This is a genomic window from Nocardioides sp. NPDC054178, assembly GCF_055585005.1.
In genome coordinates, this window is record NZ_JBVJKY010000002.1 from 198,634 (window position 1) to 224,808 (window position 26,175).

A 26,175-nucleotide genomic window follows, 5' to 3' on the forward strand; every position below is an offset into this window, starting at 1 on the left:
TGGCCGCGGCCGACACGCAGTGCCCAACCCGAGATGGGCGCGTGTCGGCCGCCTCTCGGTGCTTACTGGGCCCCGTCCTGGGCACCGATGCGGCCGGCGTACTCCTCGACGATCGCGTCGACCGGCTGGTTGACGTCGAGGACCATCCCGGCCTCGTCCGGCTCGAGCGGCTCGAGCGTCGCGAACTGGCTGTCCAGGAGCGTGGCCGGCATGAAGTGGCCGGGGCGGCTGGCCTGGCGCCTCGCGATCACCTCGCGGGTGCCCTCCAGGTGGAGGAAGGTCACCTCCGGGCAGTGCCGCCGGAGCTGATCGCGGTACCTCCGCTTCAGCGCCGAACAGCTCATCACGCCACCGCGCTCGGCATGCCGGGCGAGCCACTCCCCGACCGCCTCGAGCCAGGGGTAGCGGTCATCGTCGTCGAGCGCGATCCCCGCAGTCATCTTCTCGATGTTCGCCGGCGGATGCAGGTCGTCGGCGTCCTCGAACGGCACCCGCAGCCGCCCGGCGATCGCCGCCCCGATGGTCGACTTCCCGGAGCCGGAGACTCCCATCACGACAAGTACGGGGTTCGCCATCACGCCATCGTACGGGCGTAGAGCGCCTCGAGATCGGCGAAGTGCCGATGAGTCCCGGCCTCCTGGTAGGAGGAGGTGTCGGCCATCGTGTAGCCGTGCGGGGCATCGGGGTAGATGAGGTTGGTGTAGATCACCCCGGCGTCGTCGAGCGCCGTGCTGAGGTCGGCGACGTTCTCCGGCGTCATGGAGCGATCATGGTCGGCGTGCCCGAAGTAGTACTCCGCCCGCGTCCCGGCGATGCAGGTGTGCGGCGAGGCCTCCTCCGCGGTGACCAGCCCACCGCCGTGGAAGCCGGCGACCGCGACGAACTCGTCCGGGAACCGCCCCGCGGTCCGCACCGCGATCCGGGCTCCCATGCAGTAGCCGTGGGTTGCGAGCGGGCCGGTGACGTACGTCCGGAGGGCTTCGACGTACGCCGGGATGTCGGCTGCCAGCCGGTTCACGCTCAGCGCCCGGACCCGGGCCATCGCACCGTCCGCGAAGAACGCATCCCTCGCCGCGGGCTCCCGCAGGTCGGCCGTCGGAGCCAGCTCGGCCACCCTGCCGTCGCGGTAGAACACGTTGGGGGCGAGCACGACATAGCCCCAGGAGGCAACCCTCTCGACCATCTCGGCCAGCTGCGGCCGGAGGCCGATGGCATCCATGTAGACGAGGACACCGCCCTTCGGTGCGCTCTCGGGCCGGGCCAGATAGGCCTCGGCGATGCCGTCCGGTGTCTCGATCTCGATCTGTTCGACCACGACCCTCACGCTACCGGCAGGCAGGTGGTGTCATGCTCGTCCTCATGACCCAGCATCCCGAGGCACTGCACCTCGAATCCTCCCGCGCGATCCCGGTCGCGTACGAAACCGCCCTCGCCCGCGTCCTCCCCGCGCCGCTGCCGCAGATCTTCGGTCGCCGGTACGCCGCGATCGGCCCCATCGCCGAGGTCCGCGACCAGGCCGGCGGCTGGGACGCCGCCGGCGAGACCCGCACGATCGTCCTCGCCGACGGCGCGACGATGCGCGAGACCCTGACCGAGGTCGACGCCCCCTCGTCGTTCTCCTACGAGATCACGCCGCTCACCGGCCCGCTCAAGCTCCTGGTCGGGCATGTCGGCGGGCGCTGGTCCTTCGCCCCGGCCGGGACCGGCACGCGGGTCACCTGGTCGTGGGACGTCACGCCCGCCTCTGGTTTCGCCTCGTTCGCGATGCCTGTGTTCGGGTGGATGTGGAAGGGGTATGCGCGGCAGAGTCTGGAGTCGCTCGAGGAGTTGTTGGTCGGCGCTTGAGCTTTGCTTCTTGCGCGTCGGCGGGTTGGCGTTCTTTGTGGTTGGGGTTTGCCGCCGACCCTTGCTTGGAGGGTGTTCTCGGCGGCGTCCGGAGTAAAGGACGGCCTTTGGCCGCCGGCTTCGCCGGTCGCCTTCGGCGATCCTTGACACCGGCCGTCGCCGAGAAAAGACTGGCTGGCTATCGGGTCGGCGGCAGGGGTTTGGTGCGACGGTCTTGGTTGGGCACGGGCTTGGGGATTTCGGCCGGTGTTGTTTCGTCCCGATTGGTCGGGTAGGGGCGGGAGACGAACGAACGTTCGTTCGTGCCCGGGCCGTCCGCTGCCGGGGTGTGGGGTCGGTGGGTGAAAGAAACTTTTCTTTCACCGCGGTGCGCGGACCTGCGGCAGGGAGGTTCGATGGGACGAACGAATGTTCGTTCGCCCCAGAACAGTCACCCGCCGAGAACTGAATCGTCCGCGGCCACACCCGGGCCGCCGCCCCGATAGCCAGCCAAATCTTTCTCGACATGGTCCGGTGTCCAGGACCGCGCAAGCGGCCGGCGAAGCCGGCGGCCGCAGGCCGTCCTTGACTCCGGGCCAGGTCGAGAAACACTCAAGAACGGGTCGGCGGCCCACAGCCGACCAAAACACATTCACCCAACCGCGGCGAAGAAAGACCGGCGAGCCAGGGCATCCGAGACGGCGTCACTCCACCCCATGCCGCTTGATGAAGGAGAGGATCTGCTCGGAGAGCTCCGGCCGGCACACGATCACATCAGGCAGATAGACATCGTCCTGGTTGTAGCGCAACGGCGAGCCATCGATGCGCGAGGTGAACAGCCCAGCAGCAGCCGCGACCGCCACGGGAGCGGCGGAGTCCCACTCGTACTGCCCGCCGGCGTGCACGTACGCGTCGGAGATGTCGCGCACGACCGACATCATCTTCACTCCGGCCGATCCCATCGGCACGAGCTCGGCGCCGAGCTCCTCGGCCAGCGCCTCCACGAACGCCGGGGGGCGGCTGCGGGAGACGGCGATCCGGGGGCGGGTCGAGGTCGAGGGCGGCACGACCGGTGCGGCACCGGTGTGGAAGGTGCTCTGCACGGAGGCGTCCGCCAGCGCCGGCTGCGCGACCGCACCGGCGATCAGCTCACCGCCGTTGGAGGAGGCCCACAGCGCCACGTGCACCGCCCAGTCGTCGCGCGGCGGCTCGGAGAACTCGCGGGTCCCGTCGAGCGGGTCGATGATCCACACCCGGTCCTTGGTGAGCCGCTCCTTGGAGTCCTTGCCCTCCTCCGACAGGACGGCGTCCTCCGGACGGTAGGTGGCGACCAGCTCCATCAGCAGCTCGTGGGCCGCCAGGTCACCGGCGTCCTTGAGCTCCTTGCCCTCCAGGCCGGAGGTGGCACGCACCTCGAGCAGCCGGCGACCGGCGGTCTCGGCGAGCCAGGCGGCCAGCAGGTGGTCGGAGGCGAGGATCTCAGGCGTGGGCACGCCGGCGTCGCTCTGCTTGGTCTTCTCTGGCTCCGCTTCGAAGGTCACCCGCGGCACTCTAGCGAGGCACCCGCCGAGTCCGATAAAGGCCCAGTCCGAGCCCGATCGCGGCGACCAGCGCCACCCCGGTCAGCACCGCGCGCAGGACCAGCCCGGTCTTGGCACGTTCGTGCTCGTCGGTGACGACGTCGGCCATGGTCTCGGCCGACTTCAGGATCACCTGGAGAAGGCTCTGGATGTACTCGACGGCACCATCGGACCAGGTGCGGACGATCGGCTCGCCCTTCGACGCCGCCTTCAGCTCCGTGGCGACCCCGTCGATGCTGCCCTTGGCGGCGACGTCGCGGACCGTACGCTGCACCATCATCGCGCCCGAGCCCTTGTCGAAGGTGCCGTCGGAGACCCGGTCGAGCTCCGCCTGCAGGTCGGGCGCGGCACCCGAGTAGAACGCCGAGGACGCCTTCACCCAGGCGGCCTCCGCGTCGGTCAGCTCCTTGACCGACTTCGTGCCGATCTCGTTCTCGGACAGCGCGACGACCATGAGCTCCCGCTCGATGCTGAACGCCTCGGCCGCGTCCGTCAGCTTGCTGAGGTTGCGGATCCGGTCGCCGTTCTGGTCGTCCTCCAGCTCCGGCACCTGCGCCGCGAGCATCAGCAGGTTGCTGGCCAGGCCGGTGTAGACCTCACGAGCGGCATCCTGGCTGGCCCGGTCGCCTTCCTGCATCTCGACCCGGTAGAGCTCGAAGTCGTCGAGCACCTCGCTGATGTCGTGATGGAGCGTCCGCAGCTCGGCGTCACCGTCGACATCGATCCCGGCGACGGCCGTCTGCCACTCCTCGACCGCGAGGTCGGTCGTGTGCAGGTAGGTGGAGCGTACGTTGACCGGTGCCTGCGCAACGGGTTGGAGCGCGTCGCGTTCGAAGATCACGTCGACGGCCAGCTCGATGCTCTCCGGGAGCGCCTCGCTGAGCGCGGCTGCCCGGGCCGACTCCGACGTGCTCCGGAAGGAGGCGAAGGTCGCCAAGCCGCCGACCGCGACACCTACCAGGGCCACCGCCAGCAGGATGCTCAACGTCCGGTTGGTCCCAGACGGCCTCGCCGCCCGGGACCCGCCGGTCGGGAACGACCCGCTGGAACCGATCTGCGCGAACGCCCCGGACGAGCCGGTTGCCCCCGTCGACCCGGTCGCCCCGGTCGACCTGGCAGCGGGGAACGAGCCGCTCCCACCGAACGCCTCGTAGGCACCGGAGGTGCTGATCGGACCCGACGCGTGCGTCGCGCGCTGTCTGGGCACCCGCGCGTCGAAGACCGGCAGCGGGCCGGAGCCGGTGAGCACCGCGACGACGTCGTGCGCGGTGGGTCGCTGCTCGGGGGCCTTGGCCATCATCATCGCGACCAGGTCGTCGATGATCGTCGGCACCTGGACCACACCGCTGACCCGCGGGATCGGTGCGGTGGCGTGCTGGTAGACCATCGTCGCCGGCGCGCCGCCGGAGTAGGGGGTGCGACCGGTGAGCATCTCGTAGAAGACGCAGCCGAGGGAGTAGATGTCGCTCGGCGGACCGACCTCCCCGCCCGAGCCACGCTCGGGCGAGAGGTAGCCGAGGCTTCCGACCACATCGTGGGTGGAGGTCAGCCGCTGGTCACCCAGCCGGGCGAGCTGGGCGATCCCGAAGTCGACGATCCTGATCCGGCGGTCGCTGTCGTAGACGAGGTTCGACGGCTTGATGTCGCGGTGGACGATGCCCTGGGCGTGGACCGCGGCAAGCGTGCGCGCGGCCTGGACGATGATCTCACCAGCCTCCCGGGCCATCAACGGACCGTGCGAGCGCAGTCGTTCGCCGAGGTCGGGGCCGGTCAGGAGCTCCATCACGAGGAAGGCCATCGGCCCGTTGCCGGTGCGCTCGATCCCCGCGTCGTGGATCTGCACGGTGCCGGAATGGCTGGCCGCCGCGGTGGAGAGCGACTCCCGCCGGAACCGCTCGATCATCGTCGGGTCCGCCGACGTCCGCACGACCTTGACCGCGACCCAGCGCTGCAGGGTGAGGTCCATGGCCTGCCATACCTCGCCCATACCGCCTCGCCCGATCAGGCGGTGCAGCTCGTATCGGCCGGCAATCATGGGGTGGGGGGAGGTTTGCATGGGGGACGTTCCCGTCGAGGATCCAGTTGTTCGTACGTGTTGGGTTGCTCACACAACGGCCTGGGAGTTTAGGCGACACTCACTAGTAGGCGCCAGAGCCACGCACAACAGCTTTGACTGTACGAACGACGATTCCGAAGTCCCGCAGCAGCGTCCAGTTGTCCACGTAGTCCAGGTCCAGGCGGACCGTGTCCTCCCAGGAGAGGTCCGATCGCCCCGAGACCTGCCACAGCCCGGTCAGACCGGGTGCAACCGCGAGTCGGCGATGAGAGTCCCGATCGTACATCGCCACCTCGCTCGGCAGGCCCGGTCGGGGCCCGACCAGCGACATCTGGCCCAGCACGATGTTGAACAGCTGCGGCAGCTCGTCGAGGGAGTACTTCCGCAGCACCCGCCCCACCCGGGTCACCCGCGGGTCGGCGCGGAGCTTGAAGAGGACGTGGCCGGGCCGGTGGTCGAGCGTACGCAGCAGCGACTCGGCGTCGACGACCATGGTGCGGAACTTCCAGATCCGGAACTGCTTGCCGTTGCGGCCGACGCGCACCTGCCGGAAGAAGACCGGGCCCGGGGAGTCGAGCTTGATCACGACCGCCATCACGGCGAAGACCGGGAGGAGGACGGTGACGGTAGCCGCCGCGGCGAACCACTCCCACACGTACTTGGCCACCCGGGTCAGCCGCGCCCGCAGGGCCTCGTCGACGTAGAGAAGGGTCATCGAGCCCAGCCGCATCGAGGACGTACGCTGCGGGGTCACGTCCTGCATCCGGGTGCTGACCAGCAGCGGCAGGCCGAAGGACTCGCTCGTCCAGGCCAGCCGCTGGATCTCGCGGCCGGCCAGGTCGGGCCCGGGAACCACCAGCACGGCGTCGGGCGCGACCGAGGCGATCGCACCGGAGAGACCGTCGGCGCGGCATACCGCAGCCGCCTCCATCAGGCCACCGGAGAGCCGGTGGGTCCACTCCGGGATCGCACCGTGGTCATGGGCCGCCTCCACCACGACGACACGCAGCGGGGTGCGCGGCCGGGAGCTGAAGATGTAGCCCACCACCCGGAACGCGAGCGCCGTCATCAGTCCGAGGATGGTCTGCACGACCAGCTGTGCCTGCGGAAGCTCGACCACCGCACCCAGCAGCCAGGTCGCCATGCTCATCGCCATGAACGCCTTGAAGACCCCCGAGACCGTCGCTCGCAGACGCTCGGCGCCGGGCAGGATCTTCGGCGCGGTGATCCTGGTGGCCAGTCCCCAGAGCAGACCCCACACGAGCGCGTGGACGATCTCCTGTCCCACGATCAGCGGCGCGAGGATCATCAGTGCGAGACCATCGACCATCGAGGCCTGCAACCGAAGGGAGGGTGCCGTGGCAGACACCCTCCGGCGGTAGATGTCCAGCGGGACCGCTGTCTCCACCGACGCCAGCTCTATCGTCATCCATCTCCCCCATAGCTGCTGGGCGCCCGAACGCTACTTCATGCATGAACAATGCGGGACGGAAGCGGTCGGTGGGGGCCGATGGGGGTCCGGTTAGACCAAATGAGGGAACCGGAACCCACTGGTCTAGACCAGTCGGATCACTCCAGTGACTGGGGAGACCGCCAGCCGAGGCGATGGGCGAGACCGACGGCGGCGATCTGGGAGGTGACCTGGAGCTTGGCGAGGATGGACTTGACCTGGGTGCGCACGGTCGCCTCCGAGACGACGCCGATGACGGCGATCTCGTGGACGGTGCGGCCGAGCATCAGGTGACCGAGCACCTGCGACTCGCGCTTGGTGAGCTGCTCGATGCGGCGGCTCAGCTCGGAGACCTCGTGCTGACGCTCGAACCAGACCCGGATCAGCCGCTCGCGGTCGCTCACCGCGAGCACGCAGGCGCCCTGGTAGAGGCGCCTGACGGTGCCGAGGATCTCGCCGAGCGGGCGTGACTTGGACAGCACCGTGCGGGCGCCGTTGCGCAATGCCTGGCCCCAGCGCGCCTCCTCGATCGCGCCGGTCACCACGACCACGTCGACGCCGGCCTTGGCCAACGGCTCTATGAGGCGTACGCCGTCGCCGTAGCGACCCAGATCGAGGTCGAGGAGCACGACCTTCGGCTTGTTGCGGAGCACGACGGAGACCATCGTGGCGGTGGAGACCGGCTCGCTGGGCATCGGGATGCGGCGTACGTCGTATCCCTCCATCGAGACGGCGAGCTCGAGCGACTCGGCGAAGAGGACATGGTCCTCGACGATGACCACTCGATACTGGCTACGCGGCGACAACGTCATCGGAGACGCCTTCCTGCTGTGCTTCGATCGTGGCGCGCGGGATCACGGCGCTGGGAAGAGTGACCACGAAGGTTGTACGTTCCACGGCGGCGAGGAGGAGCGAGCCGCCCATCCGCTCGGCGACGGTGCGGGCCTCGTTGAGCCCGATCCCCTGGCCGGCCGAGTCGGGCCCCCGGACGCCCCACTCGAAGATCCGCTCGCGCACCTCGGGGTCTACCCCGGGGCCGTCGTCGGAGACCTCGATCATGACCAGGTGACCGGACTCGCCCTGCTCGTGCCGGACCGTGACGTCGACAGCGCCGGAGCCGTGCTTGGCGGCGTTGTCGAGAAGGATGTTGACGATCTCCGCGGCCGCGTCCGAGCTGCCGGCGGCGAGCGCGTTGCTCGGCTCGTGGACGATCGTGGCGCCGCCGGCCTCGTGGGCCAGGGCGAGGTTGTGGATCACCGCGTCGACGTCGATCACCCCGGTGTCGACCGGCATCGTGTCGGCGCCGTTGCGGTGCGAGCGGACCAGGCGCTCCAGGCGCCGGAGCTCGCTGCCCATCATGGTCATCATCGCGACGCGACGCTCCGGGTCGAGCGTCTCGGAGTTGCACAGCAGCTCGCTGGCCGAGCGAACGCCGGCGAGGGTCGAGGTCACCTCGTGCATCCGGGCTCGGTGGAGACGCTGGGTCTCACGCGCGCTGAGCAGGTCGTGGTAGATCTCGTCGGCCGCCTTCGCCTCCGCCGCGCACACGCGCCGGTAGATGCGCACGGCACCGAGCAGGAGGGCCGCAGCGGCCGCGAGCGAGCTGGTGATGACGATGGCCGTGAGGAGCACCCAGAGGAGTGCTCCGTGAGCATGGAAAGAGACCCAAGGCCCCTGAAGGACGGCGATCAGAAAGCTCTGCACGCCGATGAAGACTGCGGTGGTCGTTGCGTAGGCGGTGGTTAACCAACCCGAGTTGATCCGCGTGAAAATGGACATAGACATACTGCTCCCCAGGACGGGTCGGCCAGTGAGGTATGTGTCCGAGACGGGCCGTGTCCAGGCCCTGATCCCCCAGCCCGAGCTTGTCGGGCCGTCCCAATTTGAAATGTTGTGACCGAAACCTTCGCTGAAGGAAACGTAATCAGCACCGTATCGCCAGGGGAGTGCATTTCGGGCCAATACCGAGAATTGAGGAGCCCTAGAATTTCGAGGTCGTCCACAACCTACATTGCGGGACACGTTGTCCCAGGTCATCCCCAAACTTGGGGCACTGTAGAACAGGTTCCCGATCTCCGCCTGGGCACACTCAGAATATCTATACCCCCAGGGAGATCCGACGGGACCCACGACGACCGAACGGCGCGGCAGACATGGCAGGCTCGACCGTACGACTCAGGGTCGCCGTCTCGGCCGACGAGACGATGACCCTTGATGCCGTGACGGTCACACTCGACGAGCGCGGCATCACGGTGACGGCGACCGCGTCCACGTCCGCGGACCCGGACGAGCTGCTGGTCGGAGCTCCCTCGGCCTGGCTGATGGTCACCGACCTCGACGGCTGGACCCATCTCAGCGAGGTGTGCGACCTGATCCGCGGCGTACCTCTGCCCGGGGTGGTGCTGACCACCGCTCCCCGCGGGGGTCTGTGGGGTGCCCTGCTCGAGGCCGGCGCGGTCACGGTGCTCTCGGCCGACTCGGACTCGGACACGATCGAGGGCACGCTGCGCGACGCGGCCGAGGGACGGCGCTGGCACACTCCGGGAGAGATCGAGGGCCTGGTCGCGCAGTGGCACCTGCTGCGGGACGGACGCGAGCGGATGCACCATCTCGTCCGCTCGCTGACCGTCCGCGAGCACGACGTGCTCGAGCTGCTCTACGACGGGGCCACCGTCGCCGAGATCGCGGCCCGCTTCGGCGTGGCCCAGACGACGGTGCGGACCCAGGTGAAGTCGATCCTGCGGAAGTTCGGGGTCGGTTCCCAGCTGGCCGCGGTCGCTGCGTACGACCGGTATCTGCGCCCGCCTAGGAGTTGAACCGCTGCTGGGTCTTCTCCAGACCCTCGGTGATCAGCGTCTCGATGGCGTCCGCGGCGGTGTCGACCACGAACGGCAGCACCTTGCGCTCGGTGGTGGAGAAGTTGGAGAGCACGAAGTCGTGCACCTCCTGGCGCCCGGGCGGGCGGCCGATGCCGACGCGCACCCGGTGGAAGTCGCCGGTGCCCAGGGAGGACCGCATCGACTTGAGGCCGTTGTGGCCGTTGTCGCCGCCGCCCAGCTTGACCCGCATCGTGTCGAAGGCGATGTCGAGCTCGTCGTGGATGGCGATGACGTGGTCGGGCTGGACCTTGTAGAAGGTCGCGAGCGCCTTGACCGGCCCGCCGGACTCGTTCATGTAGGTCCGGGCGCGGGCGAGGACGACGCGTGGGCCGGGCAGCCCCGGAGTCGCTCCCCGGAGCCGCCCTTCCACGACGTCAGCACGGCCGGACTTGTGGGCACGCCACTTGCCGCCCAGCCGGTTGGCCAGCTCGTCGGTGACGAGGTAGCCGATGTTGTGACGGTGCCCGGCGTACGTCGGCCCAGGGTTGCCCAGGCCGACGACCAGCCAGACGCCGTCGGTCATCGAGTCCGAGGTCACTCGGCGTCGGCGGCCTCAGCGGCCTCGGTGGCCTCAGCGGTCTCGCCCTCGGCGGCCTCGTCGGCGACGGGCTCCTCGATGGTGCGGGCCTCGGTGATGTTGACGACCAGGGTCTCCGGGTCGGTGACGAGGGTGGTGCCCTTGGGCAGCTCGACCTGGCTGGCCAGGATCTGGGTGCCGATCTCGAGACCCTCGATGCTGACCTCGATGCTCTCGGGCACGTGGGTGGCCTCGGCCTCGACGGTCAGGGTGTTGGCGTCGGTGACGACCATGGTGCCGGAGGCGGCGTCGCCCACGACGTTGATGACGATGTCGACGGTGACCTTCTCGCCCGCGCGGACGGCGACGAAGTCGACGTGCTCGATGACACGGCGGACGTCGTCGACCTGGACCTGCTTGGTCAGGGCGAGCTGCTTCTTGCCGTCGATGTCCAGCTCCAGCAGCGCGTTCGCACCGTGGTTCTTGAGCGCCATCATGGTGGCGTGGCCCGGCAGGGTCAGGTGGATCGGGTCGGCGCCGTGGCCGTAGACGACCGCCGGAATCTTGTTCTCACGACGGATGCGGCGAGCGGCACCCTTGCCGAACTCGGTGCGCTTCTCGGCGACGATCTTCTCGCTGGACATGCGTTGAACTCCTCGATGAGTGGTGCTGACGTCAATGGCGCCCGGCAGGTCCAACGAAGGCCGTGCGACGAAGGCACGGCGTCTCTGCGAAGAGACGTCCACCTTGTCGATCACGGAGCGCGAGGCGCTCCCTCGCCGAGGCAACTGCCACAGACTATCCCCGGGTCACGCTCACAGCGAAATGCGCGCGCGTGCTGACCTGCGAGGACGTACGTTGGAGGTCGTGTCCCTCACACTCGACGAGGCCCGCACCCGGGCCGGCGTGCTCAGCTCCGTCTCCTACTCCCTCGATCTCGACGTCACCGGTCCCGAGACCTTCCGGAGCCACACCCGGGTCCGGTTCCGCTCCACGGTCACCGAGACGTTCCTGGACCTGAAGGGCGCGCTCTCGGTCTCGCTCGTCGTCAACGGGCTGGTCGTCGACAAGGAGGCGGTCGAGGCCGCGTACGACGGTCGGCGGGTGGGCCTGAGCGGCCTGTCGACCGAGGTGGACAACGAGGTCGAGGTGACCGCGATCCTGCCGTATACGACCGACGGCGACGGGATGCACACGTTCACCGACCCCGTCGACGGGTCGCGCTATGTGTCCGCCTACCTGGGCATGGACAACGCCTCGAAGGTCTTCGCCTGCTTCGACCAGAACGACCTCAAGGCGTCGTTCGCGGTCGCGGTCACCGCCGATCCAGCCGACACGGTCCTCGCCAACGGCGCCGTCGTCTCGCACGACGCCGGTCGCTGGGTCTTCGCCACCACTCCCCCGATCCCGCCGGCGCTGCTGGTCGTCGCCGCCGGGCCGTGGCACTCGGTGCGCTGGACCGCGGTGTTCGACTCCGGCGTGAGCCTCAACTTCGGCTGGCACGCCCGGCGGTCGCTGGCAGCCGAGCTGGACCGGGACGCGGACGAGCTGCGGCGTACGTCCGAGGCGTGCTTCGCCCACTATGCCGACCTCATCGACGAGCCGTATCCCTTCGACTCCTACGACCAGGTCTTCGTGCCCGGGCTCAACTGGGGCGCGCAGGAGATGCCGGGGTGCGTGACCTACCGTGACGAGCTGCTGCCCCGCGGCGCGATCACCGACACCCAGCGCGCGTTCCGCGCGGTGATCATCGCCCACGAGATGTCGCACATGTGGTTCGGCGACTCGATGACGATGACCTGGTGGGAGGACACCTGGCTGCAGGAGTCGTTCGCCGACTACATGGGCTACCGGGTCGCGGAGGCAGGCGCCGGCTTCTCGGACCTGCGGGTCGAGGTGGAGATCGGGAGCAAGCCGTGGGGCTACCGCTCCGACGCGCGCCGCTCGACCCATCCGGTGGCGCCGCTGGCCGTCGACGTACCCGACGTGGACACCGCCGCCACCATCTTCGACGGCATCTCGTACGCCAAGGGCGGGGCCTGCCTGGTGCAGCTCGCCTTCTGGCTCGGTGACGAGGAGTTCATGGCCGGGGTCAACCGTCACCTGACCCGCTTCCGCTTCGCCAACGCGACGCTGGCCGACTTCGTCGAGTCGCTCGCGGCGAGCTCGCCGAAGGACGTACGCGGGTGGGTGGAGGCCTGGCTGCGGCGCCCGGGGTTCGACACGGTGTCCGTGCGTCGCGACGGGGACGTCCCGGTCCTGGAGCGCGAGGGGAGCCGGCCGCACGCGTTCACCGTCGCCGGCTACGACTCCTCGCTGCGGCTCGTCGGACGCAAGCGGGTCGAGCTCGGCGACGAACCGGTGCCGCTGCCGGAGCTCGCCGGGCTCGTCGTCGTACCCAACGCCGGCGGCGAGACCTTCGCGGCGCTCCGCCTCGACCCGGGCTCGTGGGAGGCGCTCTCCGACGGGCTCTCCCGGCTCGAGGACCCGCTCGTACGTGCCGTGCTCTGGTCGGCCACCGCCCTCCGGGTGCGATCGCGTGAGCTCTCGGCCGACGACTACCTCGACCTGGTCGAGAACCACCTGCCCGCGGAGACCCGGGCCGACATCATCGAGGGTGTGCTCGCCGAGGCCCGGTCGGTGGTGATCCCGCACCGGGTGCCGGCCTCGCGCGCGGCGGGCGCGGTGGCACGGGTCGCCGCCGCGGCCGCCGCGGGCCTGGCGGCGTCCGCCGACGACGAGCAGCGGGCGCTGGCCTGGGCAGCGGCCCTGGCCGGGACCAGCGCGGACGCCGGGCTGCTGCGCGGCTGGCTGGACGCCGACAAGGTCGGGGTCACGATCCCGCTGCTGCCGACCACCCGCTGGGCGGCGATCGTCCGTCTCGCCTCCCTCGGTGAGGCCGACGCGCGCTTCATCGCGACCGAGCGCGATCGGGACGGCACCGCCGAGGGAGACCTCGGGGCGCTCCGGGCCCTCGCCGCCCGCCCCTCGACCAGCGCGAAGGACGCGGCCTGGGAGGCGATGCTCGCCCCCGGCGTCGACAACCGCCGCTTCGGGGCGCTGGCATCGGGGATGTGGATCGCCGAGCAGGCGCATCTGCTGCGTCCCTACGTCACCGCCTATCTCGCCGAGGCGCCGGCCCTGGCCACCCGTGGTCAGGCCTTCGCCATCGAGGTCGGGCGCGCCTTTCCGCGGATCGCTCTCGATGCCGATCAGCTCGAGGCGCTGCGCACGGCCCTGGCCGGGGACGTACCGACGATCCTGCGGCGCTCCTGGGAGGACCACTTCGACGACCGCGTGTAGCGACCACTAGCCTCTAGGCGCCCTCGACCCCCACCACTGAGGACGGCCATGAAGAAGACGCGCATCTGGCTCGGCATCGGGATCGCATTCGTCGTGCTCGTCGGCGCCGTCACCGGCACCGGCTGGTACCTCGCCCACCGGCTCGACCGCCAGGTCCGGACCGTGGACGTCTTCGGCGGGCTCGGGGAGCGTCCCGAGGCGGCCGGAGACGCTGCGGGGGCGCTGAACATCCTGCTCCTCGGCACCGACGGGCGCACCGGCGGCGAGGCCACCACCGGCAGCGAGGCCACCGCGTCCTGGACGCCCGGTGAGCAGCGGGCCGACACGATGATGCTGCTCCACCTCAGCGCGGACCGCCGCTCGGCCTCGGTCGTCTCGATCCCGCGGGACTCGTGGGTGCGGATCCCCGGCCACGGCAAGGCCAAGGTCAACGCCGCCTTCTCCCAGGGTGGCCCGCGGCTCAGCGTCCAGACCGTCGAGAAGCTCACCGGCGTACGCATCGACCACGTCGCCTGGGTCGACTGGGCCGGCTTCGAGGAGATCGGCGACCTCCTCGGCGGCGTCGAGGTCTACGTCCCCGAGACCGTCCACGACTCGGCGCGCCACCGCACCTGGACCAAGGGCACGCATCTGCTCACCGGCGAGGAGGCCCTCCTCTACGTACGCCAGCGCTACGGCCTTCCCGGCGGCGACCTGGACCGCGTGAAGCGCCAGCAGTACGTCCTGCGCTCCATCCTCCGCGGCCTGAGGCAGAGCGTCGACCCGAAGAACCCCAAGAAGGCCTACGACCTCCTCGACATCATCACCCGCCACCTCACCGTCGACTCCGGCTTCTCCGGCGGCGACCTCCGCGGACTGGCCCTCGATCTCGCCCGGATCCCCTCCGAGGACCTGACCTTCTTCACCGCCCCCGTCGCAGGCCTCGGCAGGGAGGGTGCACAGAGCGTCGTCCATCTCGACAAGCGCAAGGGCCACCAGCTCTGGACAGCCATGCGCGAGGACGAGATGGAGGCGTGGCTCGCCCAGAATCCTGAGGCGGTGACGGGCAAGACGGTGAGCTGAGGCTCGCTGGGTTGCTGGGTTCTGGCTTTGGCGGTCGCTTCGTCTCAGGGACCGCCTGGGTTACGGGGGCTGCCGAGGGTTGTGGCTCGCTCTCTGGGCTGAGTCGGTAGCTGGGTTGCCGATGGGCCCGGTTTCGGGGTCGGGGTGTCTCGATGGCCGGGTGGCCGCCGACCCGTTACGGAGGGTGTTCTCGCCGGCCCCCGGAGTCAAGGACGGCCTGCGGCCGCCGGCTTCGCCGGCCGCTTCGCGGTCCTGGACACCGGGAGCCGTCGAGAATTTTGGCTGGTTATCGGGTCGGCGGCGGGGTTTGGCGCAGAGGTTTTTGGGTTGGGTACGGGCTTGGGGACCGTGGGTCGAGGAGTCCTGGCGGCCTGGTGTGTGCATGGTGCTTTTACAAGACGATGACACCTTGTGAAGGCTTCACAAGCCGGGTCGCCAGCCGGGCCACGATGACCCTGGCGCGGGAGCCGAAGCTGCCTCAACCCCTGCTGCCCACGCGGCCCCAAACAGGCCGCCGGCGCAGGCCGGGGCAGGATCATCAGCCGTCGAGGCAGACCGCCAGGGATCAAACGCATGGGCAGGCCGGACGTGGTCAGGTGGCGCAGGATCGCCGGCAGGACCAACAGTCGGCCAGCGGTACGCCGCGTACCGGCGCCACAGCACCAGCAGACAGCACCAGCAGACAGCACCAGCAGACAGCACCGATCCACCGCGACACCTGCAGGCAGTGCCGACACACCGCACCACCGGCAGGCAGTGCCGACACACCGCACCACCGGCAGGCAGTGCCGACATACAGCGGCACCGGGACGAGCCCGATCAGCGCCGCCCGCAATACCCACAGGCCACGGGGTAGGCCACCCGGCTGAGCGGCACAATCCGACGGGGCGCAGGCACAGCCCAGCGATCGTCGCCCGATGGGCTGGAAGGATGAGGGCGCGGCGGCGCCACCCGCCCGGATCAGCCGGTCAAGGTGCGGCGGGTGAACCGGATCTGCCCGTCGGGGAGCCGCTCATAGGTGTAGTCGGCGGCGTGGATCCTGTGATGATCACTCGGACACAACAGGACCATGTTGGCCAGGTTGGTTCGGCCGCCTTCGGACCAGGGTTTCAGGTGATGAGCCTCGGTCCAGGCGGCGGGGGCGTCGCAGTCCTCCGCCTGGCAGCACTTGTCGCGGAGCCGTAGTGCTCGGTGTTGGATCGGGTGCGCGAGGCGGGCGGTGCGGCCCAGGTCCAGGATCTCGGAGTCGGTGCCTAACACCACCGGGACCAGGTCGGCGTTGCAGGCCATCCGGCGGGCCTCGGCGGCGGTGATCTTCTCGCCGTCGAACCCGAGGGCCGCGGTGGCGAGGTCTTTGCGGAGGTCGTCCACGCTCATGGTGATGAACATCGTGGTCCCGTGGCCGCCATGCCTGGGGAGCAGGTCGACGTCGTAGGTCTCGATGACCCGCGCGAACGCCTGCCCCAGGAGTCGGTCATAGGGGGCTTTGCGGCCCTTGTTCTCCGCCGACAGCTTCCGCGGCTGCGCCAACGACTCCAGGATGGTGCGCAGCCTCATGCCGACCGCGCGAGATACCCTCGCGTGAAGGTCGATGGTGCCGTCACCGTTGTCGCGGGCGGAGAAGAAGGTGCGCCGGGCGGCGTGTTCTTCTTCGCGGTGGAGGGCTTTGGCCTCGGCTTCTTCGAACCTCTCGGGGTCGATCTCGGCGAGGATGCGGCGGCCGGCGTTCTTGAGCTCGTTGGCGGTCATCCAGGCGGCATAGTCGACCAGCATCTTCTCCGCCAGGATCAGGTGCTCACCACTGGCGGCGGGATCGGCCTCGACGGCATCGAGCGCCTTCGTGATCACCCAGGCTTTGTCCTGGGACACCACCCCCTCAGCCAGACCGGCAGCGACCAGGTCGTACTTGGCGACACCAGCAGCGAGCTTGATCTGGGAGCGGGCCACCCCCTTGTCGACCAACAGCTCCGCCCGCAGCCACCCGGAGACATCCTTGGCACCGGTCTCCTCCGCGATATCGCCCGCAGATGCGAGGACCCGCAGCTTCAGTGCGGCCTGCATCGCTTGGAGTTTCTCCAGCCGTTCGAGCAGGTCCTTCTTTTGGCTGGTGCGCCAGTAGGCAGGGTCGGTGGACAGCAACTCTTGAAGGGCGGTCTCGATGGCCTGCAAGGCAGCGTCGATAGCGTCACCGGGGTTGGTTCCCCAGTGGTTGATGTCGCGGCCGAGGCTCATCGCCTACCCTCCTCTCAGAGGTGTGTTGTGATGGGTCTGATTCTACGCCTCAACCGCCCTCTTTGCTATCTATTTTCCCTGATCAGACACACTTTTCGCGGCGAGCGGACGGCGTCGTCCCTGTGGATGGTAAGTGGCCCGAAGGGCCACCTCTCACTCCCCATCAACACCACCTGTCCCAGTAACGATTCCGCTGCGCCACACCCGGGCCGCCGCCCCGATAGCCAGCCAAATCTTTTCTCGACGGGCCCCGGTGTCCAGGACCGCGAAGCGGCCGGCGAAGCCGGCGGCCGCAGGCCGTCCTTGACTCCGGGGTCCGTCGAGAAGACCCTCGTGATCGGGTCGGCGGCCCAGGCCAGCCCCGAAGAACGGTCACGCACAGGGTGGTCTCGACAAGCTCGACCACCGGGCACCACCGGTCCACGACACCGACCCCCGAACACAGCCGGCGAAGCCGGCGCCCGCAGGCCGTCTCGAATCCGGGGTTTGTCGAGAGACCCTCAAGACCGGGCCGGCGGCTCGCACCGGCCACGAAGAAACGGTCACGGATCAGGTGGTCTCGACAAGCTCGACCACCGACCATCACCGGTCCACGACACAGACCGCCGAACGCCTCCGGCCAACCCGGCGCCCGCAGACCTTCCTTAACGCCGGACCAGATCGAGAAGACCTCGTGATCGGGTCGGTAACCCAGACCAGCCCCGAAAGAACAGTCACCGGACAGATGGTCTCGACAGGCTCGGGATAAAGAATGCCGAGTCGGCGCATCTTGACCGGCTCGCTCGCTTCGCTTCGCGAGACACCGGTCAAGATCCGCCGACTCGGCAGGGTTACGCGCCAAGGCGTACGTCGCCGATGGCGAGTCCACGAAAATAGGCCCGGTTCCGGCACGAACGAGCGGCCCGGGCACGTCCGCACCATCCCGACGCAGGTCAGCGAGAGGATCGAAGACGACGGTCGAGGGTGCTCATGAGGTCGGCGACACGGTTCTTGCCTACCGGTACGGCCGGATAGCGCCCGAGCACGTCGATCAGCACGTGGTCCGCGCGCTCGACGGCACGGTCGAGGGACGCTGCGGCGGCTTGGGGATCATCCGATGCTTCGATCTCTGCGATCCGGGCGACGCTGGCGGCGGCACGCAGGATGTGCCCGACCTGGGCAGCGTCGGCGAGGGGGTGGAGGTAGGCGGCCGCGGCGGCGTCACCGGCGCTGCGAGCCGCCAGCCGCGCGGCCTCGGAGGGCGCCTCGGCGGCGGCGCGGTGGGCGTCCAGGGAGGTCACGCGCTGCAGCTTCGTACGCCTCGCCCCGCCGACGAACTCCCAGGCCGCATCGAGCGCGAGACGCGGACGAGAGTCACCAGGGCTGGCCGACTCGAAGACCGGCAGGACCTCGGCGGCGGTCTCCGCGACGTACCGGGCGACGACCCGCAGCTCGTCGGTCGTCAGCTCGAAATCGGCCGGCACGGAGGAAGCAGGCTCAGGCGTGACCGTCGAACATCGAGGTCACCGAGCCGTCCTCGAAGACCTCGCGGATCGCGCGGGCGAGCATGGGCGCGATGGAGAGGGTGGTGAGCTTGTCGAACTGCTTCTCCTCCGGCACCGGGAGGGTGTTGGTGATGACGACCTCGGTGGCGGTGGAGTTCTTCAGCCGGTCGACGGCCGGGTCGGAGAGGATCGCGTGGGTGGCGCAGATGATCACGCCGGCGGCCCCCTCGGCCATGATCGCGTCGGCGGCCTTCACGATGGTGCCGCCGGTGTCGATCATGTCGTCGGTGAGGATGCAGATCCGGCCCTTGACCTCGCCGACGACGCGGTTGGCGACGGTCTCGTTGGGCCGGTTGATGTCGCGGGTCTTGTGGATGAAGGCCAGCGGGGCCCCACCGAGCCGGGCCGCCCAGCGCTCGGCGACCTTGATCCGGCCCGCGTCGGGCGAGACGACGGCGAGGGGCTGCGAGCCGTACTTGTCCTTGATGTAGTCGGTCAGCAGCGGCAGCGCCATCAGGTGGTCGACGGGACCGTCGAAGTAGCCCTGGAGCTGGTCGGCGTGGAGGTCGACGGAGATGATCCGGTCGGCGCCCGCGGTCTTGAACATGTCGGCGACCAGACGGGCCGAGATCGGCTCCCGACCACGGTGCTTCTTGTCCTGGCGGGAGTAGCCCCAGAACGGCATCACGACGGTGATCCGCTTGGCCGAGGCGCGCTTGAGCGCGTCGACCATGATCAGGTGCTCCATGAGCCACTGGTTGATCGGCGCCGTGTGCGACTGGATGACGAACGCGTCCGAGCCGCGCACCGACTCCTCGTAGCGTACGTAGATCTCGGAGTTGGCGAAGTCGTAGGCCGAGGTCGGCGTCAGCTTCGTTCCCAGAAGGTCGGCGACCTCCTCGGCGAGGACCGGGTGAGCCCGGCCGCTGAAGAGCATCAACTGCTTCTCGGTGGTGCGCTTGGTCATGTGCTGGCTCCTACCCCCGGGGTCACTGCACTTGGATTCTCCACCAACATCGCCGTCGCACCCAACCCCGGCGGTTACTCGCCGGTCGCCGAGGGTTCACCGAGGATGAGTACGCCCGACTCGAGTGCCTCCTCGGCCGCGGCCGCCTGCGGTGTGCCTGCCCTCTTCGCCAGTGCCCACCCCTCGATGATCCGCTGCTGACCTGCGGAGACAGCCAGCGCACCGGGCGGAACGTCCTCCCGGATGAGGGCCTCGCCACCGGTCGTCGCACCGTCGCCGACGACCACCGGGGCGACGAAGGTCACACCTGATCCCGACTTCACGTGGCGCCCGATCCGGGTCTTGTGCTTGTTGACTCCGTCGTAGTTGGCGAAGATCGTGCCGGCCCCGATGTTGGACCCCTCACCGATCGTGGCGTCGCCGACGTAGGACAGGTGCGGCACCTTCGCGCCGGGCCCGATGGTCGAGTTCTTGACCTCGACGAAGCCGCCGATCTTGCCCTCCTCGCCGAGCACGGTGCCCGGACGCAGGTAGGAGAACGGTCCGACGTTGGCACCCGGTCCGACGACGGCGAGCTCTGCCTGCGTACGCACCACCCGGGCACCGTGGCCGACCTCGGTGTCCTTCAGCGTGCAGTCGGGGCCGACCACCGCGTCCTCGTCGATCCGGGTGGCACCGATGAGCTGGGTGCCGGGCAGGATGGTGACGTCGGGCGCGAGCTCGACATCGGCGTCGATCCAGGTCGTGGCCGGGTCCATCACCGTGACCCCGTCCTTCATCCACCGGGTCACGATCCGCTCGTTCAGGATCTTCCCCAGGGCCGCGAGCTGGGCCCGGTCGTTCGCCCCCTCGGCCTCGCTGACGTCGTCGAGGACGAACGCGTCCACCCCGAGACCGTCGGAGACCGCCAGCGCGATCGCGTCGGTGAGGTAGAACTCCTTCTTCGCGTTGTCGTTGCCGATCCGCGGCAGCACCTCGGCCAGGAAGCGGCCGTCGAAGGCGATGATCCCCGAGTTGATCTCGGTGATCGCCCGCTGCTCGTCGGTCGCGTCCTTCTCCTCGACGATCCCGCTGACCCCGTCGTCGCCACGCAGGATTCGGCCGTAGCCGAAGGGCTCCGGCACGATCCCGCTCAGGATCGTCGCGGCCCGCCCGGCGGCCTCGTGGTCGGCCACCAGCGCGCGCAGCGACTCACCGCGCAGCAGCGGCGTGTCCCCGTACGTCACCAGGACCGTCCCGCCGGAGACCGCCCCGGCCTCGACCGCCACCCGCACGGCGTGGGCCGTGCCGAGCTGCTCGGTCTGCACCGCGATCACGGCCTCGGGCAGGATCTCGGCGATGTGGGGCTCGACCAGCTCCCGCTGGTGCCCCACGACCGCGACGACTCGGGACGCCCCGGCCTCCGAGACCGCGGCCAGGACATGGCCCACGAGACTCCGGCCCGCGATCTGGTGGAGCATCTTGGGAGTCTTGGACTTCATCCGGGTGCCGCCGCCGGCGGCCAGCACGATCACGGTGAGCTCGCTCATGTTGGCTCAGTCTAGGCCGCCGTTCCCGGCAACCGATCCGGGGTCAGCGGACCCGTTCCTCGGCGGTGTTGAGAACCCCGACGATCTGCTCGTAGTCGCCGCGGACCTCGGCGTAGCGCAGCAGCTTGACCTGCTCCACGAGCACCTCATGGGCCTCAGGAGACGCCTCCAGGAGCGCCATCACCTCCTCGACGTACGCCTCGAGCGGCATCGCGTGCTCGGCGCTCTCGTGGCCCGGCATCAGGGCCGTGCGGACCGCCGGCGGGACGAGCTCGGTGACCTGGATCCCGATCGGCGCCAGCTGCATCCGGATCGACTCGGAGAGCTGGTGGATCGCCGCCTTGGTGGCGTTGTAGGTGGGCGTGAACCGCAGCGGCGTGTGGGCCAGGCCCGAGGAGACGGTGAGGATCGTGGCGCCGGGACGCCCCCGCAGGTGCGGCACCAGCGCGTCGATGAGCCGGATCGGACCGAGCAGATTGGTCACCACGGTCTCCTCCGCATCGGCGAGGAAGCCCGGCGCGGTCCAGTCCTCGGGGCGCATGATCCCGGCCATCGCGACGAGCACGTTCAGCTCCGGGAAGCGGGCGACGACGTCGGCCGTCGCCTCCGCGATCGAGGCGGCATCGGCGGTGTCGATGCGGACGGTGTCGAGGCCGTGCTCCTGAGCCAGCTCGGCGAGCAGCGACGTACGCCTGCCACCGATGATGACGGTGTTGCCGCGCGCCTTCAGGCGCAGGGCCAGCGCGAGGCCGATCCCCGAGGTGGCTCCGGGGACGAAGACGGTGTTTCCGGTGATGTTCATGCCTCCACCCTGCGGCGCCGGCACCGTCCGCGGGAGAGACCTGAGGATCGTGGGATCGCCGGTCCCTGGTTGCCGCCGGGCCCACCCCGCATGATGGATGCCATGGACCGTGCCTCGCTCGCCGACTTCCTCCGACGCCGCCGTGAGGCGCTCCGCCCGCAGGACGTCGGCCTGGTCGCCGGACCCCGCCGGCGCACGCCCGGCCTGCGCCGCGAGGAGGTCGCGGCGCTGACCGGGATGTCGACCGACTACTACGTACGCCTCGAGCAGCAGCGCGGCCCGCAGCCCTCCGACCAGATGCTCTCCGCGCTCGCCCGGGCGCTGCGCCTGACCATCGACGAGCGCGACCACCTCTACCGGCTGGCCGGCCACAACGCCCCGCGGCGTACGTTCGAGGACGGCCACGTCCCGCCGGCGCTGCTGCGCGTGCTCGACCGGCTCGAGGACACCCCGGCGATGATCATGTCCGCGCTCGGCGAGACGCTGGTCGCCAACCGGCTCGCGACCGCGATCTTCGGCGACCGTCCCGCGCTGACCGGCTGGGAGCGGTTCGAGGCCTACCGCTGGTTCACCGACCCCTCGACCCGGGACGTCTACCCGCCGGACTTCCACGAGCACCACGGCCGCGGCCTGGTGGCGAGCCTGCGGATGGCCTACGGAGCCCTCGGCGATCGCGGTCGTGCCGGCGAGCTCGTACGCCTTCTGGAGACCCGTTCGGAGGAGTTCCGTGAGCTGTGGGAACGCCATGAGGTCACCCACCGCTTCGAGGACCACAAGACGCTGCTGCATCCGCAGGTCGGCCGCATCGACGTCGACTGCCAGGTGCTGACCACCCAGGACATGGGCCAGGTCCTGCTGGTGCTGACGCCGGTGCCCGGCAGCGAGGCGGAGGAGAAGATCCGGCTGCTCGCGGTGCTCGGCCACGAGGAGTTCAGCGCACCCTAGGAAGCCGCACCCTTGCCCAGGTCGAGGACGAGGACGGCCATGTCGTCGGAGAGCGGCAGGGCGGAGAAGTCGGTGACGGCCCGCAGGAGCCGGTCGGCGACGACCTGCGCGCCCACGTCGATGCCCGTGGCGAGGACGGCCTCGACCCCGGCCTCCTCGAACATCGTGTCCCCGGCGCGCCGCTCCAGGACACCGTCGGTGACGACGACGAGCCGGTCACCGCGCTCCACCGTCACCTCCTCCTCGATGTAGTCGACCGCGTCCAGCACCCCGAGGAGCGCCTGCGGCCGGCCGACCCGACGGGCAGGAACACCAGGGCGGGCACGGGTGACGAGGAACGGCGGCGGGTGGCCCGCGCAGACCAGCCGCACCCGGAAGCGGGACGCGGCGGTGACCTCGAGCGTTCCGCACACGAGCGTGATGAACCGGCCCCGCAGGCCCTCGTCGGTGATGGCGGCGTTGAGCCGCTCCAGGGTCGGCGCGATCGGGATGCCGGCCCGCATCAGCGCCCGCACCGTGTGCCGCGACATCCCGGCGACCGCGGCCGCCTCCGGCCCGATGCCGCACACGTCGCCCACCATGAAGCCCCAGCGTCCGGCGCCGAGCGCGAAGATGTCGTAGAAGTCGCCGCCGGCGTCGTTGAACTCCCCCGTGGGCTCGTAGCCCACCCCGATGTCGACGCCCGGGATCTCCGGCAGCACCGCCGGGAGCAGACTGCGCTGCAAGGACCGGCCGATCTCCTGCAGCTCGGTGTGGGCACGGGCGTTGTCGAGCGCCAGCGCCGCCCGGCGGGCCACGGCCTCCGCCACCAGCAGGCGCTCGCGGCGCAGCGGCTCACCGGCGGGCCGCCCGAGGGTGAGCCAGCCGATGACCCGGTTGCGTGCCTCCAGCGGAAGGATCGCGACCTCGCCCTCGACGTCGGGCGCGGCCGGAGGCTCGGGGTCGTCCGCCGCCGCCTGCTCCAAGGCGTCCCGCACCGCGTCGAGCTCGTGCTCGTCGGCGTGCCAGGCGAACTGGAGCCGAGGATGGTCCCGGGCGTCGTTGAGGTAGATCCCGCACCACGTCGCCAGCCGGGGCACCACCACCTGCCCGGTCATCGCGGTCGTCGTCTCCAGGTCCAGCGAGCCGGACAGCATCACGCCGAGCTCCCCCAGGAAGGCCAGCCAGGCACGCCGCTCACCGTCGGCGGCCCGCGTGGACGCCCGGTCGACGCTCGGCGCGGCCCAGTCCGCGACCCGCTGCAGCTCGGCGCCGTCCTTGATCGTGAAGGCACCCGGCTCGTTCCTCGCGACCGCCAGGGTGCCGATCACCCGGCCCTCGAAGGCCACCGGCGCCGTCACCAGCGAACGCAGCTCGAGCCCGCTGAGCAGCCCCACTGGCGTCGCCCGCAGGTCGGCGATCGCGACGGGTCGGAACGACGCCTCGAGACTCGGCCCACCGGCCTCACCACGGCGCACGCTCCGCCCCATGATCGACAGCGCCGCCCCGCTGGTCGCCGCCACCACGAACCGGTCCTCCATCTCGTCCTCGAGCAGGAGGTACGCACCGTCGGCGTCGAATCGCTCCCGGGTCTGCTCCACGACGAGGTCGAGGATGTCCCCGAGCGCGAGCTGGTTGAGGGCGAGCCCGCTCAGCCCCAGGGGATCATGGCCGGTCGCGGCCACGCCCTCCCGGCGGCGTACGCCCTGGCGCTCCGGGACTCCCCCGTTGGGCGACTCCACGCCGAGGGTCGCCTCCACCAGCGCGAAGGCGGCCCACACCCGCTTGTGGTCCCGGCGGTACTCCACCCCCCAGGCCGTCGCCAGCGCCGAGGTGATCAGCAGCCCGCGGCCGTGCTCACCGGTCCCGGGCCGGGCGTTCGCACCGACCGGGAGCACCCGGGTCGGGTGCTGGTCGACGACGTCGATGCGGAGCCGGTCCTCCTCGCGTACGACCGCCACGGTCATGGGCGTGCCGGCGTGGGTGACGGCGTTGGTCACCAGCTCGCTGGTCAGCAGGACGGCGTCGTCGAGGAGGTCGTCGAGGCCCCAGTCGGCAAGCACGTCGCGGGCGAAACGGCGCGCTTCGGAGACCGACGTAGGTGCCGGTTCGAAGGTGCGCGAGAGTGTCTTCGCTCCGTTGCTCATGACCACCGCCGATTCTGCACCCGTTTGCCGGCGGATTGGAGACCTTCACCGGAAGGTACCGATCGGTAAGTCAAGGAATTACCAGAATCGGTGGTGAACCGGCATTTGTGAGCCACGGTGAGGCGATGAGTGCGACACTTCAGCAGAAGCGTGTATCAGCGCGAGAGGAGGCAGGGATGCCCTCATCGGCGGACGCATCGAGGTCAACCACTCTCCCCGAGCAGGTGACGGTCGATCAGGTCGCTCTGCGCCGGCTCAAGGACGCGATGACCGCGATGCGCGACGGCGTCTTCACCGGCCGGCTGGAGCCTGTCGACGGGCCGCTCGGCGATCTCGCCTCGGTCCACAACGAGATCGCCGAACGGCTGACCCACCTGACCGGCGAGATCGCCCGCGTACGCCGCGAGGCGGGCCGCGACGGCCACCACGACGAACGGCTCCGGCCGAGCATCGGCGGCGGGGCCTGGGCCGGCGCCGTCGAGGACGCCAACAGGCTGGTCTCCGATCTGGCACGCCCGACCGCCGAGGTCGCCCGGGTCGTCGCCGCCGTCTCCGCGGGCGACCTCACCCAGACGATGGACGTACGCCACGGCACCCGCGCCCTCAAGGGCGACCCGCTGCTGGTTGCCAAGAGCGTGAACGGCCTGGTCGCCCAGCTCGCCACGATCACCGAGGAGATCGCCCGGGTCACCCGCGAGGTCGGCACCGAGGGCAAGCTCGGTGGCCGCGCCCGGGTGCGGAACGCCTCCGGCACCTGGCGCGACCTCGTCGACGCGGTCAACACGATGTCCTCGCGGCTGACCGCCCAGGTCCGCGACATCGCCGAGGTCACCACCGCCGTCGCCAACGGTGACCTGTCCCGCACCGTCACCATCGAGGTCTCCGGTGAGATGGCGCAGCTCAAGGACACCGTCGACCGGATGGTCGGCCAGCTGTCCTCGTTCGCCGCCGAGGTCACCCGCGTCGCCCGCGAGGTCGGCACCGAGGGCCGCCTCGGCGGCCAGGCCGACGTACGCGGCGTCTCCGGCACCTGGCGCGACCTGACCGACTCGGTCAACACCATGGCCTCCAACCTGACCTCCCAGGTGCGCGGGATCTCCTCGGTCGCCAAGGCCGTCGCGCGTGGCGACCTCTCGCAGCAGATCACGGTCACCGCGCGCGGTGAGGTCGCCGAGCTCGCCGAGACCCTCAACTCGATGACCGCCACTCTGCAGACCTTCGCCGACGAGGTCACCCGCGTCGCCCGCGAGGTCGGCACCGAGGGCCGCCTCGGCGGCCAGGCCGAGGTCCCCGGCGTCGCCGGCCGGTGGAAGGACCTCACCGACTCGGTCAACTCGATGGCCTCCAACCTGACCAACCAGGTCCGCGACATCGCCCAGGTCACCACCGCGGTGGCCGGCGGCGACCTGTCCCAGAAGT

The 26,175-nt window shown here is 70.0% G+C and carries 21 protein-coding genes; 6 read left to right on the forward strand and 15 right to left on the reverse strand.

What is annotated here, in order from left to right:
* Window positions 1-62: 62 nt before the first annotated feature.
* Window positions 63-575: a gluconokinase gene (locus ACZ6WN_RS07525; RefSeq protein ID WP_465863755.1), complete on the reverse strand. Its 513-nt coding sequence runs from the start codon at window positions 573-575 to the stop codon at window positions 63-65.
* Entirely contained in the window at window positions 575-1,315 is a 741-nt protein-coding gene (locus tag ACZ6WN_RS07530; RefSeq protein WP_465863756.1) for a dienelactone hydrolase family protein, read from the reverse strand. The genes ACZ6WN_RS07525 and ACZ6WN_RS07530 overlap by 1 nt, the downstream gene beginning before the upstream one ends.
* Window positions 1,316-1,359: 44 nt before the next feature.
* Between ACZ6WN_RS07530 and ACZ6WN_RS07535 the strand changes: the two genes are divergently transcribed.
* A complete protein-coding gene (locus tag ACZ6WN_RS07535; RefSeq protein ID WP_465863757.1) occupies window positions 1,360-1,845 on the forward strand; it encodes an SRPBCC family protein in 486 nt (161 codons plus the stop codon).
* Between the two features lie 683 nt (window positions 1,846-2,528).
* Here the strand turns inward: ACZ6WN_RS07535 and ACZ6WN_RS07540 are convergent.
* The 5 genes from ACZ6WN_RS07540 to ACZ6WN_RS07560 form a co-directional block, all read right to left on the reverse strand.
* A complete protein-coding gene (locus tag ACZ6WN_RS07540) occupies window positions 2,529-3,365 on the reverse strand; it encodes a 3'(2'),5'-bisphosphate nucleotidase CysQ (protein WP_465863758.1) in 837 nt (278 codons plus the stop codon).
* A 10-nt stretch (window positions 3,366-3,375) separates the two neighbouring features.
* A complete protein-coding gene (locus tag ACZ6WN_RS07545; RefSeq protein WP_465863760.1) occupies window positions 3,376-5,439 on the reverse strand; it encodes a protein kinase domain-containing protein in 2,064 nt (687 codons plus the stop codon).
* A gap of 103 nt (window positions 5,440-5,542) precedes the next feature.
* Window positions 5,543-6,790, reverse strand: a complete 1,248-nt coding sequence (locus ACZ6WN_RS07550; protein ID WP_465863761.1) for an exopolysaccharide biosynthesis polyprenyl glycosylphosphotransferase — start codon at window positions 6,788-6,790, stop codon at window positions 5,543-5,545.
* 239 nt (window positions 6,791-7,029) lie between these two features.
* Complete coding sequence (locus ACZ6WN_RS07555) at window positions 7,030-7,722, reverse strand: response regulator transcription factor (protein WP_357334602.1); 693 nt, start codon at window positions 7,720-7,722, stop codon at window positions 7,030-7,032.
* The gene (locus ACZ6WN_RS07560; protein ID WP_465863764.1) at window positions 7,703-8,542 is read right to left on the reverse strand and encodes a sensor histidine kinase; all 840 of its coding nucleotides are present in this window, start codon (window positions 8,540-8,542) and stop codon (window positions 7,703-7,705) included. The genes ACZ6WN_RS07555 and ACZ6WN_RS07560 overlap by 20 nt, the downstream gene beginning before the upstream one ends.
* A gap of 587 nt (window positions 8,543-9,129) precedes the next feature.
* On the opposite strand from ACZ6WN_RS07560, the gene ACZ6WN_RS07565 reads away from it, so the two are divergent.
* Window positions 9,130-9,726 (forward strand): helix-turn-helix transcriptional regulator, encoded by a 597-nt coding sequence (locus ACZ6WN_RS07565; RefSeq protein ID WP_465863766.1) that lies wholly within the window; start codon window positions 9,130-9,132, stop codon window positions 9,724-9,726.
* On the opposite strand, the gene pth is transcribed toward ACZ6WN_RS07565, so the two are convergent.
* Both pth and ACZ6WN_RS07575 read right to left on the reverse strand, forming a co-directional pair.
* Entirely contained in the window at window positions 9,716-10,312 is a 597-nt protein-coding gene (gene pth / locus ACZ6WN_RS07570; RefSeq protein WP_465863767.1) for an aminoacyl-tRNA hydrolase, read from the reverse strand. The two genes, ACZ6WN_RS07565 and pth, sit on opposite strands and share 11 nt — an antisense overlap.
* A gap of 11 nt (window positions 10,313-10,323) precedes the next feature.
* Window positions 10,324-10,950, reverse strand: coding sequence for a 50S ribosomal protein L25/general stress protein Ctc (locus ACZ6WN_RS07575; protein ID WP_465863769.1), 627 nt, complete (start codon window positions 10,948-10,950; stop codon window positions 10,324-10,326).
* 223 nt (window positions 10,951-11,173) lie between these two features.
* On the opposite strand from ACZ6WN_RS07575, the gene pepN reads away from it, so the two are divergent.
* Together pepN and ACZ6WN_RS07585 are read left to right on the forward strand one after the other, a co-directional pair.
* The gene (gene pepN / locus ACZ6WN_RS07580) at window positions 11,174-13,609 is read left to right on the forward strand and encodes an aminopeptidase N (RefSeq protein WP_465863770.1); all 2,436 of its coding nucleotides are present in this window, start codon (window positions 11,174-11,176) and stop codon (window positions 13,607-13,609) included.
* Window positions 13,610-13,657: 48 nt separating this feature from the next.
* Window positions 13,658-14,671: an LCP family protein gene (locus tag ACZ6WN_RS07585; RefSeq protein WP_465863771.1), complete on the forward strand. Its 1,014-nt coding sequence runs from the start codon at window positions 13,658-13,660 to the stop codon at window positions 14,669-14,671.
* Between the two features lie 960 nt (window positions 14,672-15,631).
* Here the strand turns inward: ACZ6WN_RS07585 and ACZ6WN_RS07590 are convergent.
* From ACZ6WN_RS07590 to ACZ6WN_RS07610, 5 genes are all read right to left on the reverse strand, one after another.
* Window positions 15,632-16,903, reverse strand: coding sequence for an HNH endonuclease signature motif containing protein (locus tag ACZ6WN_RS07590; RefSeq protein ID WP_465863772.1), 1,272 nt, complete (start codon window positions 16,901-16,903; stop codon window positions 15,632-15,634).
* A gap of 932 nt (window positions 16,904-17,835) precedes the next feature.
* A complete protein-coding gene (locus tag ACZ6WN_RS07595; protein WP_465863773.1) occupies window positions 17,836-18,366 on the reverse strand; it encodes a putative immunity protein in 531 nt (176 codons plus the stop codon).
* A gap of 13 nt (window positions 18,367-18,379) precedes the next feature.
* Window positions 18,380-19,354: a ribose-phosphate diphosphokinase gene (locus ACZ6WN_RS07600; RefSeq protein WP_357335239.1), complete on the reverse strand. Its 975-nt coding sequence runs from the start codon at window positions 19,352-19,354 to the stop codon at window positions 18,380-18,382.
* Between the two features lie 74 nt (window positions 19,355-19,428).
* Window positions 19,429-20,883 carry a bifunctional UDP-N-acetylglucosamine diphosphorylase/glucosamine-1-phosphate N-acetyltransferase GlmU gene (gene glmU / locus ACZ6WN_RS07605; RefSeq protein ID WP_465863775.1) on the reverse strand — a complete coding sequence of 485 codons (1,455 nt, stop codon included), beginning with the start codon at window positions 20,881-20,883 and terminating at the stop codon, window positions 19,429-19,431.
* 43 nt (window positions 20,884-20,926) lie between these two features.
* Complete coding sequence (locus ACZ6WN_RS07610; RefSeq protein ID WP_465863776.1) at window positions 20,927-21,685, reverse strand: SDR family oxidoreductase; 759 nt, start codon at window positions 21,683-21,685, stop codon at window positions 20,927-20,929.
* 102 nt (window positions 21,686-21,787) lie between these two features.
* Here ACZ6WN_RS07610 and ACZ6WN_RS07615 point away from each other — a divergent pair, with 102 nt between their 5' ends.
* Complete coding sequence (locus ACZ6WN_RS07615; RefSeq protein WP_465863778.1) at window positions 21,788-22,630, forward strand: helix-turn-helix transcriptional regulator; 843 nt, start codon at window positions 21,788-21,790, stop codon at window positions 22,628-22,630.
* Here ACZ6WN_RS07615 and ACZ6WN_RS07620 read toward each other — a convergent pair.
* Window positions 22,627-24,756: a SpoIIE family protein phosphatase gene (locus tag ACZ6WN_RS07620; protein WP_465863779.1), complete on the reverse strand. Its 2,130-nt coding sequence runs from the start codon at window positions 24,754-24,756 to the stop codon at window positions 22,627-22,629. The genes ACZ6WN_RS07615 and ACZ6WN_RS07620 overlap by 4 nt on opposite strands.
* Window positions 24,757-24,980: 224 nt before the next feature.
* On the opposite strand from ACZ6WN_RS07620, the gene ACZ6WN_RS07625 reads away from it, so the two are divergent.
* The coding region (locus ACZ6WN_RS07625) for a HAMP domain-containing protein (protein WP_465863781.1) at window positions 24,981-26,175 on the forward strand (1,195 nt) is incomplete at its 3' end.

What these genes read in the sequence shown, in the direction of transcription:
- ACZ6WN_RS07525 (WP_465863755.1), bottom strand. Translation starts at nt 575, where the DNA reads ATGGCGAACCCCGTACTTGTCGTGATGGGAGTCTCCGGCTCCGGGAAG.
- ACZ6WN_RS07535 (WP_465863757.1), top strand. Translation starts at nt 1,360, where the DNA reads ATGACCCAGCATCCCGAGGCACTGCACCTCGAATCCTCCCGCGCGATC.
- ACZ6WN_RS07545 (WP_465863760.1), bottom strand. Translation starts at nt 5,439, where the DNA reads ATGATTGCCGGCCGATACGAGCTGCACCGCCTGATCGGGCGAGGCGGT.
- ACZ6WN_RS07550 (WP_465863761.1), bottom strand. Translation starts at nt 6,790, where the DNA reads ATGGTCGATGGTCTCGCACTGATGATCCTCGCGCCGCTGATCGTGGGA.
- ACZ6WN_RS07555 (WP_357334602.1), bottom strand. Translation starts at nt 7,722, where the DNA reads ATGACGTTGTCGCCGCGTAGCCAGTATCGAGTGGTCATCGTCGAGGAC.
- pth (WP_465863767.1), bottom strand. Translation starts at nt 10,312, where the DNA reads ATGACCGACGGCGTCTGGCTGGTCGTCGGCCTGGGCAACCCTGGGCCG.
- ACZ6WN_RS07575 (WP_465863769.1), bottom strand. Translation starts at nt 10,950, where the DNA reads ATGTCCAGCGAGAAGATCGTCGCCGAGAAGCGCACCGAGTTCGGCAAG.
- ACZ6WN_RS07585 (WP_465863771.1), top strand. Translation starts at nt 13,658, where the DNA reads ATGAAGAAGACGCGCATCTGGCTCGGCATCGGGATCGCATTCGTCGTG.
- ACZ6WN_RS07590 (WP_465863772.1), bottom strand. Translation starts at nt 16,903, where the DNA reads ATGAGCCTCGGCCGCGACATCAACCACTGGGGAACCAACCCCGGTGAC.
- ACZ6WN_RS07600 (WP_357335239.1), bottom strand. Translation starts at nt 19,354, where the DNA reads ATGACCAAGCGCACCACCGAGAAGCAGTTGATGCTCTTCAGCGGCCGG.
- glmU (WP_465863775.1), bottom strand. Translation starts at nt 20,883, where the DNA reads ATGAGCGAGCTCACCGTGATCGTGCTGGCCGCCGGCGGCGGCACCCGG.
- ACZ6WN_RS07610 (WP_465863776.1), bottom strand. Translation starts at nt 21,685, where the DNA reads ATGAACATCACCGGAAACACCGTCTTCGTCCCCGGAGCCACCTCGGGG.
- ACZ6WN_RS07615 (WP_465863778.1), top strand. Translation starts at nt 21,788, where the DNA reads ATGGACCGTGCCTCGCTCGCCGACTTCCTCCGACGCCGCCGTGAGGCG.
- ACZ6WN_RS07620 (WP_465863779.1), bottom strand. Translation starts at nt 24,756, where the DNA reads ATGAGCAACGGAGCGAAGACACTCTCGCGCACCTTCGAACCGGCACCT.